The organism is Pseudarthrobacter sp. RHLT3-21 (assembly GCF_059383495.1).
Genome location: NZ_JBWZCI010000001.1, coordinates 87,403 through 98,969, shown reverse-complemented (window position 1 = coordinate 98,969; position 11,567 = coordinate 87,403). Strand labels below are relative to the sequence as shown.

At 66.2% G+C, this 11,567-nt stretch carries 12 protein-coding genes; 4 read left to right on the top strand and 8 right to left on the bottom strand.

All coding sequences use genetic code 11. From position 1 onward, the window contains the following. Positions 1–70: 70 nt before the first annotated feature. Positions 71–487 (bottom strand): MGMT family protein, encoded by a 417-nt coding sequence (locus AC50YA_RS00505; RefSeq protein WP_494980452.1) that lies wholly within the window; start codon positions 485–487, stop codon positions 71–73. Between the two features lie 63 nt (positions 488–550). Between AC50YA_RS00505 and AC50YA_RS00500 the strand changes: the two genes are divergently transcribed. The 4 genes from AC50YA_RS00500 to AC50YA_RS00485 all read left to right on the top strand — a co-directional run bounded on the left by AC50YA_RS00500 (position 551) and on the right by AC50YA_RS00485 (position 4,016). After that, a complete protein-coding gene (locus AC50YA_RS00500) occupies positions 551–1,258 on the top strand; it encodes a 3'-5' exonuclease (RefSeq protein WP_494980451.1) in 708 nt (235 codons plus the stop codon). 306 nt (positions 1,259–1,564) lie between these two features. Next, positions 1,565–2,500 carry a substrate-binding periplasmic protein gene (locus AC50YA_RS00495; RefSeq protein WP_494980450.1) on the top strand — a complete coding sequence of 312 codons (936 nt, stop codon included), beginning with the start codon at positions 1,565–1,567 and terminating at the stop codon, positions 2,498–2,500. A 17-nt stretch (positions 2,501–2,517) separates the two neighbouring features. Beyond that, positions 2,518–3,282 carry an amino acid ABC transporter permease gene (locus AC50YA_RS00490; RefSeq protein WP_494980449.1) on the top strand — a complete coding sequence of 255 codons (765 nt, stop codon included), beginning with the start codon at positions 2,518–2,520 and terminating at the stop codon, positions 3,280–3,282. Beyond that, positions 3,279–4,016: an amino acid ABC transporter ATP-binding protein gene (locus AC50YA_RS00485; protein ID WP_494980448.1), complete on the top strand. Its 738-nt coding sequence runs from the start codon at positions 3,279–3,281 to the stop codon at positions 4,014–4,016. Before AC50YA_RS00490 ends, AC50YA_RS00485 begins: the two co-directional genes overlap by 4 nt. A gap of 124 nt (positions 4,017–4,140) precedes the next feature. Here the strand turns inward: AC50YA_RS00485 and hemL are convergent, their stop codons facing one another. The 7 genes from hemL to hemQ all read right to left on the bottom strand — a co-directional run bounded on the left by hemL (position 4,141) and on the right by hemQ (position 11,470). Further along, the gene (gene hemL / locus AC50YA_RS00480; protein ID WP_494980447.1) at positions 4,141–5,460 is read right to left on the bottom strand and encodes a glutamate-1-semialdehyde 2,1-aminomutase; all 1,320 of its coding nucleotides are present in this window, start codon (positions 5,458–5,460) and stop codon (positions 4,141–4,143) included. A 77-nt stretch (positions 5,461–5,537) separates the two neighbouring features. Then, positions 5,538–6,644 (bottom strand): LLM class flavin-dependent oxidoreductase, encoded by a 1,107-nt coding sequence (locus tag AC50YA_RS00475; RefSeq protein WP_494980446.1) that lies wholly within the window; start codon positions 6,642–6,644, stop codon positions 5,538–5,540. A gap of 43 nt (positions 6,645–6,687) precedes the next feature. Then, positions 6,688–7,668: a porphobilinogen synthase gene (gene hemB / locus AC50YA_RS00470; protein ID WP_494980445.1), complete on the bottom strand. Its 981-nt coding sequence runs from the start codon at positions 7,666–7,668 to the stop codon at positions 6,688–6,690. Further along, entirely contained in the window at positions 7,665–8,540 is an 876-nt protein-coding gene (locus AC50YA_RS00465; protein ID WP_494980444.1) for a uroporphyrinogen-III synthase, read from the bottom strand. Before AC50YA_RS00465 ends, hemB begins: the two co-directional genes overlap by 4 nt. Next, positions 8,527–9,510 (bottom strand): hydroxymethylbilane synthase, encoded by a 984-nt coding sequence (gene hemC, locus AC50YA_RS00460; RefSeq protein ID WP_494980443.1) that lies wholly within the window; start codon positions 9,508–9,510, stop codon positions 8,527–8,529. The genes AC50YA_RS00465 and hemC overlap by 14 nt, the downstream gene beginning before the upstream one ends. Further along, positions 9,507–10,772, bottom strand: a complete 1,266-nt coding sequence (locus tag AC50YA_RS00455; protein ID WP_494980442.1) for a ferrochelatase — start codon at positions 10,770–10,772, stop codon at positions 9,507–9,509. Before AC50YA_RS00455 ends, hemC begins: the two co-directional genes overlap by 4 nt. After that, entirely contained in the window at positions 10,769–11,470 is a 702-nt protein-coding gene (gene hemQ / locus AC50YA_RS00450) for a hydrogen peroxide-dependent heme synthase (protein ID WP_494980441.1), read from the bottom strand. The genes AC50YA_RS00455 and hemQ overlap by 4 nt, the downstream gene beginning before the upstream one ends. Positions 11,471–11,567: the final 97 nt, after the last annotated feature.

The window sequence follows — 11,567 nt, the reverse complement described above, 5'->3', positions numbered from 1 at the left end:
CCGGCCGCGGACGCGGGCCTGGCTGACGTGCGTGTGGACTCGGCGGGATCAACATCAGGGATTGTTACGGTCACACAGACATTTCATCATCAGCCACCGACAATCTATGCAGCCGCCGCTCCAGCTGCTCCGCAATGGCGTCGATCCGGTCGAAGTCATCCTCGCCGGGTGCCCAGCGTGCTGCCATCAGGTCCACCCGCCATTTACCCTCGCCGGTGCGCAGGAATGCATCGTGGTTGCCGAGCAGCGGCGTCCCCTCCTGCAGGTAGAGGCGGAGGGCTTCGGCCTCGTGGCCTTCCGGACCTTGGCCGCTTGCCTTCAGGATGCGCCACCACGCGACCTGTCCGCCGTAGTGGCTCATGGCGTGGCCCACCTGCCGGGGACCGCCGGACCCCAGCAGCTCGGCCACATCGCCGTAGGCCAGTGCGGTGCCGGGTGGAACCAGCTCGACCAGCGCGAGCACCGCTTCAATGTACTCAGTCCGCATGCATCAAGATTACCGGCAGTGGCGTTGGCGGATCCTGTCGGTGCTGGCCGGTAGCGTTGAAGCATGACCACCTGGAACAACCTTCCCCGCGCAGCCTTCGACCTCGAAACCACCGGACGGAATTCGCGTGCCGCGCGCATCGTCACGGCGTCGGTCACTGTGGTGGACCATAAGGGGGACGTGATCACCGAACACGAATGGCTGGCCGATCCCGGCGTCGAAATCCCTACCGAGGCCAGCGATATCCACGGCGTCACCACGGAGCAGGCCCAGAGTGAGGGACGGCCGGCCCATGAAGTCACTGGGGAGCTCGCAACTGTTCTGCAGGACCTGTTCGACGCCGGCATTCCGGTTATCGCCTTCAACGCCAGCTACGACTTCACCGTCCTGGCCGCTGAGTCCGCCCGCTACGGCGTCCGGCAGTTGAGCCGGTTCCCCGTCCTGGACCCGTTCATCATGAACAAGCAGGTGGACCGATACCGCAAGGGTAAGCGCACATTGACGGCCTTGTGTGAGGAATACGGCATCACGCTGGACAACGCCCATACGTCGGCCGCGGATGCTTTGGCCACCCTCCGGATGCTGGATGCCATGGCCATCAAGTTCCCGAAGCTCAAGATGCCGGCCAGCCAGCTTCACGAACTGCAAAAGGACTGGGCGGTCAGCCAAGCAGCGGACTTCCAGAACTACCTGCGCAAGACCAAGCCCGCCGCCGTGATCGAAGGGGAATGGCCCGTCCTTCCACCCGAAGACGCCAGCAGTGAATTCTAGCTGAGAGCTAACTCACAATTAGGCCGGAACCGCGGACCGCCATCGCCGGAACCCTCAGATTCGGCCGCAAAGGCAGTATTCATTCATCAGATGTTCGGGAAGAGTTTCCTTCATCCATTAATTCGGTCAAAAGCGCCTTTGGGCAAGTCTTTATTCGTCCGAAAGCGCTGAAAGCCGGAAATGAGATGATTAAGTTCAGCGGTAATCCCGCCCCGGCCGGCCGGCATTGGGGAGCAAGGCGCCAGGCGCCACACGCGCAGCCTTCGGCCCGGTTGATCTTATGACTCTGATGAAAGTGACTTTCTCATGAAGACCAAAGCCATGAAGTGGCTGACCAGCGTTCCTGTCGCGGTTGCCCTTGCTGTCTCGCTGGCCGCCTGCGGCACGGGGACTGCTCAGCCGAGCGGCACGCCCACCGATGCCCTTGCCGGCAGCGACCAGCAGACGCTGGATAAGTACACCACCGCCGATGTCACGCCCTTGGACCAGATCGACAAGACCAAGCTGGGCCTCAACACCGAAGGCAAGCTGGAGGTTGGCACGCTTTCCGACGCGCCGCCGAACATCTTCATCGACCCCGCCGGCAAGTTCACCGGCTACGACAACGAGGTGCTGCGCGCCGTTGCCGGCAAGCTTGGCCTCGAAGTTGAATTCGTGGCCACCGATTTCTCGGCGCTGCTCTCCCAGGTTCAGACCAAGCAGTTCGATGTGGGATCGTCTTCGATTTCCACCACTGACGCCCGTCGCGCCAACGTGGGCTTCACGAACGGCTACGACTTCGGCTTTATGGCTGTCGTTGCCAAGACCGACAGCGACGTCAAGGGTTTCGCAGACCTGGATGCCAATGTCCGTATCGGCGTCGTCCAGGGCACGGTTCAGGACGATTACGTCACGAACACCCTGAAGCTTGAGCCGGTCCGCTTCAAGGACTACGCCACCGTGTACGCCAATGTGCGCAACGGCCAGATCGATGCCTGGGTTGCACCCTCGCAGCAGGCAACCGGCCAGGTGAAGGAAGGCGACGGAACTGTCATCGCCGAGTCCGTGGTGAACACGCAGAACTTCACCGCCTACGCAGTGAACAAGGACAACAAGGCCCTGATCGACGCTTTGAACTCCGGGCTGGACGCTGTGATTGCTGACGGTACCTGGTCCAAGCTGACCAAGGAATGGTACCCGGACCGCGAGACCCCCGCCGACTGGAAGCCGGGAAGCAAAGCTGCTCCGGCTCCCCAGAGCTGATCTGGGCCTAACCGCTTATGGATCTCCTGGACCAGCTGGGTGAAACGTTCCTCAACTGGGAGGAAATGGCGAAAGTCGTTCCCTCTCTTCTCACGGTGGGCTTGCCCAACACCCTGATCCTGGCCTTGGCCTCGGGGATCCTCGGCTCCTTGCTGGGGTTGCTGCTCGCACTGATGGGTATTTCCCGGAATCCGGTGGCCCGCTGGGCAGCGAGGATCTACACCGACCTGTTCCGGGGGCTGCCCGCCATTCTGGTGATTCTGGTGATAGGCATTGGGCTCAGCCCCATTGCCCGGGAACTCACCGGTAACCGGAACCCATATCCGCTCGGGATCCTGGCTCTGACCCTGATCGCCGGCGCCTACATAGGTGAGATCTTCCGCTCCGGTATCCAGAGCGTGGAGAAAGGCCAGCTGGAGGCTTCCCGTGCTTTGGGGTTCAGCTACGGCAAGTCAATGCGCCTGGTGGTGGTGCCGCAGGGCATCCGCCGCGTGCTGCCTGCCCTGGTGAACCAGTTCATCTCGTTGCTGAAGGATTCCTCCCTGGTGTTCGTGCTGGGCCTGGCTGCCTCAGACCGCGAGATCTTCCGGATCGGAAATGACGCCATGGCCAACACGGGGAACCTTTCGCCGCTGGTGGCCGCAGGATTCGTGTACCTCATCCTGACCGTGCCGCTGACGCACCTGGTTAACTACATCGACAACCGGCTCCGTACCGGCCGGCCGGAGAAGAAGGAACCGGACGAGCTGGCGGCACCTATTGGCAAGGGGGCACAGGCATGACCGAATTTACTTCCGGCACCCTGACCGGCAAGAACCTGCACCTTTCGTTCGGGCATAACCATGTGCTCCGCGGCATCGACCTCCACGTGGAGAAAGGCACCACGGCTTCGGTCATCGGTCCGTCCGGCTCCGGAAAGTCGACGCTCCTGCGCGTCATGAACCGGCTGATCGAACCGGACCAGGGCGACATCCTGCTGGATGGCCGGTCGGTCCTGAAGGACAACCCGGACGAGCTGCGACAGCGGATCGGCATGGTGTTCCAGCAGTTCAACCTGTTCCCGCACAAGACAGTCCTGGACAACGTCTCGCTCGCGCTGCGCAAGCTCCGGAAGCTCTCCAAGGACCAGGCGCGTGCCGAAGCCCTTGAGCAGCTGGACCTGGTGGGCCTCAGGCACAAAGCTGACGCCCGTCCGGCCAACCTCTCCGGCGGCCAGCAGCAGCGCGTTGCGATCGCCCGCGCGCTGGCCATGAAGCCTGAGGTGATGTTCTTTGACGAGGCCACCTCCGCACTGGACCCCGAGCTCGTGAAGGGCGTCCTGGCGCTGATGGCCGACCTCGCCAAGGGCGGCATGACCATGGTGGTGGTGACTCACGAGATGGGCTTCTCCCGCAACGTCTCAGACTCTGTCACGTTCATGGACGCCGGTGTGGTGGTCGAATCGGGTCCGCCCGAGCAGATCTTCACGGCGCCCGCAACGGACCGCCTGAAGGGCTTCCTTTCGGACGTGCTGTAGACGCACCAACAGAAAATCCCCGTCTCCCGGACTTTCCCCCACGCATGGTGCGGGGATTCGTCCGGGAGACGGGGATTTTCTTGCTTAAGCCGTTGACGGCGAGGGAGGGCTCCCGACGCCGGGGCTAGCCTTCGGCGGCAGCGGCGGCCTGGGCGGCGGCCGGGAGAGCGTCAAAGATCCGGTTCATCGCGGCGTCGTCGTGGGCGGCCGAGAGGAACCAGGCCTCAAAGACCGACGGCGGCAGGTAAACGCCGGACTCCAGCATGGAGTGGAAAAACGGCGCGTACCGGAAGGTTTCCTGGGCCTGGGCGTCGGCATAGTTGTGGACGCCGTTGGCGGACGTGCCGAACGCGACGGAGAAGAGGTTTCCGGCGAACTGGACGGAGTGGTCCACACCGGCGCTGTCCAGGGCCGCGGACAACGCAGAGGAAAGCTCCAGCGAGCGGGCGTCCACAAACGAGTAGACATCGCGCGTGGCGTGCGTCAGGGTGGCTACACCGGCTGCCATGGCCACGGGGTTCCCGGAGAGTGTCCCAGCCTGGTACACCGGGCCGAGGGGCGCCAGGTAGTCCATAACGTCGGCACGGCCGCCGAGGGCCGCCGTCGGCATTCCGCCGCCGATGACCTTTCCGAAGGTGAGCAGGTCAGGGGTCCACGGGTCCGCGGCGTCAGCAGCGCCGCCGGTGAGCCCCCAGTAGCCGGAGTAACCGGTGCGGAAGCCGGTGAGCACTTCGTCCAGGATCAGCAGGGCGCCGTGCTCGCGGGTGATGCGGGACAGCCCCAGGTTGAAGCCCTCCCCCGGTGTTACCACGCCCATGTTGGCGGGGGCGGCTTCAGTGATGACGGCCGCGATGTTCGGCCCGTGCGCAGCAAACGCGGCTTCGACGGCGGCGAGGTCGTTGTAGGGCAGGACCAGCGTTTCGGCGGCAGTGGCTGCGGTGACTCCTGCCGAGCCCGGCAGGGCCAGGGTGGCAACACCCGATCCCGCAGCAGCCAGCAGTCCGTCCAGGTGGCCGTGGTAGCAGCCGGCGAACTTGATGATGAGGTTCCGGCCGGTGAAGCCTCGGGCCAGCCGGACTGCCGTCATGGTGGCCTCGGTGCCGGTGGAGACCATACGGACGCGTTCGGCGGCCGGCACGCGCTCGTGGACGATGGCTGCCAGGTTGGCCTCGTCCGGGGTGGACGCGCCGAAGGAGAGGCCGCGGTCAACCGCCGCGTGGACTGCCTCAAGGACGGCCGGGTGGGCGTGCCCCAGGAGGGCCGGGCCCCAGGAGCAGACCAGGTCGACGTATTCCTTGCCGTCGGCATCGGTCAGGTAGGGGCCCTTGGCCGACACCATAAACCGCGGGGTTCCACCCACCGAGCCGAAGGCACGGACGGGTGAGTTGACGCCGCCGGGCATCAGGGTCTGGGCACGGGCGAAGAGGGCTTCGGAACGAGTCATGCCCCTATTCTTCCATCCCGTGCGGTGGTATCCGGCGCCACGCCAGAGGCGGGCGCCGGATACAGTGGCCGCCTGCCTCAGCGATCCGCGAGCATGTCCGCAACGCGGGGTGCCACCTTGGAACCGAACAGTTCGATGGAGCGCATCATCTGCTCGTGGGGCAGCGTGCCGCTGCTGTACTTCATCTCGAAGCGGTCCGCCCCGAGGGTGCCCTTGAGCCTGGCGACCTTCGCCGCCACCGTTTCCGGCGAACCAATAAACAGGGCACCGTCCTCGTCGGCCGCGGCTTCGAACTCGCCGCGCCCGGCCGGTCCCCAGCCGCGCTCCGCCCCGATCTTGTTCCTGGTGGCGAGCCAATGCGGGTAGTACTCCTCGAGGGCCTGCTCATCGGTCTCGGCCACATAGCCGGGAGAGTGCACGGACAGAGCCTGCGGATCGTGGCCCTTCTCGGCCAGGGTGCGCCGGTAGAGGTCGGCGTAGGGACGGAAGCGCTCGGGCTCGCCGCCGATGATGGCCAGAACCATGGGGTAACCGTAGGAAGCGGTGCGGACCACGGACTGGGGTGATCCGCCTACGCCGATCCAGGTGGGAAGCAGGCGGCCTTCCACGTGCGGGTAGACCATCTGGCCGCGGAGGCTGGCCCGGGTGCGGCCGTCCCAGTTCACCGGGTTCTGGGACCGTACGCGGTCATAGATGTCCAGCTTCTCCTCGAACAGTGCGTCGTAGTCGCTGAGGTCGTAGCCAAAAAGCGGGAAAGACTCGGTGAACGAACCCCTGCCAAGGATGACTTCGGCGCGGCCCTTGGAGACGGCGTCGAGGGTGGCGAAGCGCTGGAAGACGCGGATGGGATCGTCCGAGCTCAGGACCGTGACCGCACTGCCGAGCCGGATGTTTTCAGTGGCCGTGGCGATGGCTGCCAGCACCACCTCCGGCGCGCTGACGGCGAAGTCCCTGCGGTGGTGCTCCCCCACACCGAAGGAGTGGAGTCCGACGGCGTCTGCCACCTTGGCCTGTTCCACCACCTGGCGCAGCACCTCGGCGTGGTGCTTGGGTGCGCCGTCGGCAGCCAGGTCGACGTCGCCGAAGGTACTGACGCCAAGCAGGATGGTGTCCGCAGGGACGGGGGCGGTGGGGTTGCCCGAGGTTGACGGAGTGGTTACGGAAGGCTCGGTATTTTCATGCATACGCATACAAACCACGGAGCGTCCGGAAACATTCCCTGCCGTGTCAGGATTCCTTAAGCCAGCCTGCAACTTCGGACGCCCAGTAGGTCAGCACCGTATCTGCGCCCGCCCGCTTGATGCCGAGGATGGATTCGGTGATGGCGCCCCGCCGGTCGATCCAGCCGTTGGCGGCGGCGGCCTCGATCATCGCGTATTCACCCGAGATCTGGTAGGCCGAGACAGGCACGGGGCTCATGGCGGCGATGTCGGCCAGGATATCCAGGTAGCTCATGGCCGGCTTCACCATGACCATGTCGGCGCCTTCCTCAAGGTCCAGTTCCACCTCGAGAACGGCTTCGCGGCGGTTGGCGGCGTCCATCTGGTAGGTACGGCGGTCGCCCTTGAGCTGCGAATCCACGGCTTCCCGGAAGGGACCGTAGAAGGCGGAGGCGTACTTGGCCGCGTAGGCCAGGATGACGGTGTTCTTGTGGCCGGATTCCTCAAGGGCCTGGCGGATAACGGCGATCTGGCCATCCATCATGCCGGAGGGCCCCAGCACGTGGGCCCCGGCATCGGCCTGGGCCACGGCCATCTGGCCGTAGATTTCCAGGGTGGCGTCGTTGTCCACGTAGCCGTCGGCATCCAGGACACCGCAATGGCCGTGGTCGGTGAATTCGTCCAGGCAGACGTCGCCCATGATGACCAGGTCATCGCCCACCTCGGCGCGGACATCGCGGATGGCCTTGTTGAGGACCCCGTCCGGGTCCAGGGACGCGGTGCCGCGGGCATCGCGCACGGCGGGAACGCCGAACAGCATGATGCCGCCGACGCCCAGTTCGACGGCTTCCGCGGCGGCACGCTTGAGGGACTCGGTGGTGTGCTGCACAACGCCGGGCATGGAGGTGATGGGCGACGGTTCGCCGAGGCCTTCGCGGATGAACGCGGGCAGGATCAGGTCCGCCGGAGCCAGGCGGTATTCGGCGGTGAGCCGGCGCATGGCGGGCGTGGTGCGGAGGCGGCGCGGGCGGTGGTTCGGAAAGCTCATCGGGTGTTCCCTTCGTTGGCGAATACGGTGCCCAGCGCGGCCACTATGCCGTCCGGGGTGGGTACTTTGGCGGTGGCGGCCACCGGGATGCCGAGGGCGGCAGCTTCTGCCGCCGTCGGGCGCCCGATGGCAATGAAACGGCAGCGGCCCAGCGGCAGGAGGGTCGCGGCGATGCGGCGGGCAGCGCTCGGCGAGGCTGCCACGACGGCGTCGAGCGTTCCGGCGTCGAGCTCCCTGCGGGTCTGCGACTGACTGAGCTCACGGGGAGCGCCAGGGTGGGAAACACCGACGGCGGACGGCAGTTCCGCTTGCAGGCGGAGTTCCGGCCGGGCCGGGTAATCCACGGTGTGGTAGGCCACAACAGCGGTAACGTCGGCACCCTTGGTTGCCAGGCCATCGCGCAGTAAAGCCGAAGCGATGTCTGCCTGTGGCAACAGCACGCGCGCCGGGGCGGCGGTCCAGAGGTCCACGAGCCCTTCGGCGGACTGGATGTCCACCGGGGCCAATGCCACGGCGATACCCGCGGCCTCCAGTATCCGCTGTGAGGACGGTCCGATCGTGGCCACCCGCGTTCCAGCCGGCACCAGAGAGGCCGGCGTGGTCCCGCGTGCGGCCGCCTTTTCCACGAGCATACGCACCGTGGTGATGCTGCTGACCACAAGCCAGTCGAAGCCACCGGCGGCCAGGGCATCCAGGGCGGCATCCAGGGCAGGCTGGTCCGCGGCCCGTTCAAAATCGATGAGCGGCAGGACCAGCGGTTCGGCCCCCAGGCTGCCGAGCAGCGCGGCCAGCGGCCCGGCACGGTCGGCGCTCCGGGTGATCAGGACGCGCCGACCGCCGAGAGTGCCTACCGGTGCATCAGGATGCGGCAAGGTCCGCGATCTCCGCGGCGCCGGCAGCCAGCAGGAGCTCAGCCACCTCGATGCCGAGCAGCGTGGCACCGACTTCAGTGAGTCCGTCCGTTGCCTTCTTTTCGCGCACCGTCCTGCTGCCGTCCACGGCGCATACGGCTGCCTCGAGGTACAGCATGCTGCCCTTGCGGTAGGCGAAGGCACCCACCGGGGCGGCGCAGCCGGCCTCGAGGCGTGCCAGCACGGCCCGCTCGGCGGTCACGGCGAGGCGGGTGTCCTCATCGTTGAGCGCGGCCAGGGCCTGCGCCAAAACACCATGCGAACCTTCGGTGGAACCTGCCTTGCGCGGGGCGTCAGCCGTCCGGCATTCAATGGCCAGTGCACCCTGTCCCGGCGCTGGCAGCATCACGTCCATCTCGAAGAACTCGCTGACGGCGTCCAGACGGCCGATGCGTTCCAGGCCGGCGGCGGCCAGTACGACGGCGTCGAGGTCGCCCGGTGCACCTGCCGCGTTGCCGGGCAGGCCGGGCACGCGGCCCAGGCGGGTATCCACGTTGCCGCGGATGTCCTGCACGTCCAGATCAGGGCGGGCGGCACGCAGCTGGGCGGCGCGGCGCGGAGAGCCGGTGCCCACCTTGGCACCCTGCGGCAGATCCGCCAGTTTGAGGCCGTCGCGTGCGCACAGCACATCCCGCACATCGACACGCTTGGGCGTCGCCGCGATGGTGAGGCCAACCGCAGCGCCCGTGGGGAGGTCCTTGAGCGAGTGCACAGCGACATCGCAGGTGTCCTGCAGCAGGGCATCGCGCAGGGCGGCGACAAACACCCCGGTGCCGCCCATCTGGGACAGCGATCCTGTCTTGACGTCGCCCTCGGTGGTGATGTGCACCAGCTCCACGGGGAAGCCTCCGACGGCGGCCAGCTGGTCGGCCGTCTGCTGGGTCTGGGTCAGGGCGAGCTTGCTGGCCCTGGTTCCGATCCGTACCGTCACTGCGTTCCTACTCCCCCGGCAGCGCCCGCGGATGGGGCCGGATATGCGTCATGTCCGGTGCCGACGGTGGTGTCGGCTCCGGCGATGGTGGGCTTTTCGCCGCGGAAATTCGCGCAGCAGCCCGGCCGGCAGACGTCGTACCAGGGGCCCAGGCCGGTCAAGGCCGGCCGGCCACTGATGTTGTTGGCGAGCGTCCGCTCCGAGATGAGGTCCACCAGGCCGTTCACAAACTTCCGGTGCGTGCCGGGCGTGGGTACACGCATGGCGGCAAGCCCAAGATTGCGGCAGGTTTCCAGGGCTTCGGTGTCCAGGTCCCAGACCACTTCCATGTGGTCGGTGACGAAGCCCAGCGGGACGATGACGATGCCTTTGATGCCCTGGCCCGCCAGGTCCGCGATGGCGTCATTGATGTCCGGTTCCAGCCACGGGACGTGGGGCGCGCCCGAGCGCGACTGATAGACGAGGGACCAGGGTGCGGTCAGGCCTGATTCGGCCTCCACACGGCTGATGACAGCTGCGCCGGTGGCCAGGTGCTGGGCCACGTACGCGGAACCTTCCTCGAACTCGCGCGGATCGTCTTCGGACCGTCCGGCGGCCTCGGCATCCCGGGTGGGGATGGAGTGGGTGGCAAATAGGATGTGCACGGCGGCGTCTGGCGTACCGGCGGCCGCGAGCTGCGCCCGCACGTCCGCTATCCCGGCTGCCGTGCCTTCAATGAAGGGCTCCACAAAACCGGGGTGGTCGAAGTACTGACGGACCTTATCCACCTCGAGCCGGCCGTCCAGCCCCGTCTCCGTCAGGGCGATGCCGATGTCCTCGCGGTACTGGCGGCAGCTGGAGTAACACGAGTAGGCACTCGTGGTGACCATCAGCAGTTTGCGGTGGCCGGCGTCGTACGCGTCCTGCAGGGTCTGCGGAATGTAGGGGTCCCAGTTGCGGTTGCCCCACAGCACGGGAAGCTGAATGCCGCGGGCAGCGAGCTCCGCTTCGAGGGCAGCCTTGAGCTGGCGGTTTTGCTGGTTGATGGGGCTGATGCCGCCGTTGGCCCGGTAGTGGTGCGAAACCTCTTCGAGCCGCTCGTCCGGGATGCCGCGGCCGCGGGTGACATTGCGCAGGAACGGGATGACGTCGTCCTGCCCCTCGGGTCCGCCAAAGGAGGCGAGCAGGACCCCGTCATAGTTTTTGGGCGCCATCCGGCCAGCGTCGGTGATCTGGTTGATTCCGGTGACCGCGGCGCCCGCTGAAGTATCGGGCTGGGTCATGAGAGGACCTCTGCGACCTCGGCTGCGGTGATGCGGCGGCCGGTGTAGAACGGGATTTCCTCCCGTACGTGGTTGCGGGCCTCGGTGGAACGCAGGTGGCGCATCAGGTCCACGAGGTCCACCAGTTCGGGAGCCTCCAGTCCCAGGATCCATTCCCAATCGCCCAGGGCGAAGGAGGACACGGTGTTGGAGATGACCTGCGGGAACTCACGGCCCAGCATGCCGTGGTCGCGCAGCATCTTGCCGCGTTCGGCGTCGGGCAGGAGGTACCACTCGTAGGAGCGCACGAACGGGTAGACGCAGAGCCACTCGGCCGGCGCGACACCACGCGAGTAGGCGGGGGTGTGGTTCTTGGCGAACTCGGCTTCGCGGTGAACGCCCATGGCGGACCAGACAATCTCGGTTCCGGCGAAAAGCGTGCTGCGGCGGATGTCGCGGATGGCCTGCTGCAGCGCTTCCGGCTTCGGGCCGTGGAGCCACACCATCACGTCGGCGTCGGCGCGCATGGCGGAGACGTCGTAGCTGCCGCGGTGGGTTACGCCGGCCTCGGCCAGGCGGACCAGGAGGGCATCGAAATCGGCGGCAGCGTCAGCGCTGCGCACCAGCTCCTCAGACCGCTTGAAAACAGTCCAGAGAGTGAAGAACTGCTCGGCTGATTCTTCGGTTTTAGTGACAGATTCGGCAGAAGTGTGGCTCATGGTTACCAGTTTGCCCCTTCCATACCGCCAAGTCGAAACCAGGGACTTCTACAAGACGTAGAAGTGCTTAATGTCACAGGTTCGGCGAAGTGTGGGT

Bases quoted from the DNA above. Each gene is read 5' to 3' on its own strand.
- hemL (WP_494980447.1), bottom strand. From the start codon at position 5,460: ATGACTCGTTCCGAAGCCCTCTTCGCCCGTGCCCAGACCCTGATGCCC.
- hemB (WP_494980445.1), bottom strand. From the start codon at position 7,668: ATGAGCTTTCCGAACCACCGCCCGCGCCGCCTCCGCACCACGCCCGCC.
- hemQ (WP_494980441.1), bottom strand. From the start codon at position 11,470: ATGAGCCACACTTCTGCCGAATCTGTCACTAAAACCGAAGAATCAGCC.
- AC50YA_RS00505 (WP_494980452.1), bottom strand. From the start codon at position 487: ATGCGGACTGAGTACATTGAAGCGGTGCTCGCGCTGGTCGAGCTGGTT.
- AC50YA_RS00500 (WP_494980451.1), top strand. From the start codon at position 551: ATGACCACCTGGAACAACCTTCCCCGCGCAGCCTTCGACCTCGAAACC.
- AC50YA_RS00495 (WP_494980450.1), top strand. From the start codon at position 1,565: ATGAAGACCAAAGCCATGAAGTGGCTGACCAGCGTTCCTGTCGCGGTT.
- AC50YA_RS00485 (WP_494980448.1), top strand. From the start codon at position 3,279: ATGACCGAATTTACTTCCGGCACCCTGACCGGCAAGAACCTGCACCTT.
- AC50YA_RS00490 (WP_494980449.1), top strand. From the start codon at position 2,518: ATGGATCTCCTGGACCAGCTGGGTGAAACGTTCCTCAACTGGGAGGAA.
- AC50YA_RS00455 (WP_494980442.1), bottom strand. From the start codon at position 10,772: ATGACCCAGCCCGATACTTCAGCGGGCGCCGCGGTCACCGGAATCAAC.
- AC50YA_RS00475 (WP_494980446.1), bottom strand. From the start codon at position 6,644: ATGCATGAAAATACCGAGCCTTCCGTAACCACTCCGTCAACCTCGGGC.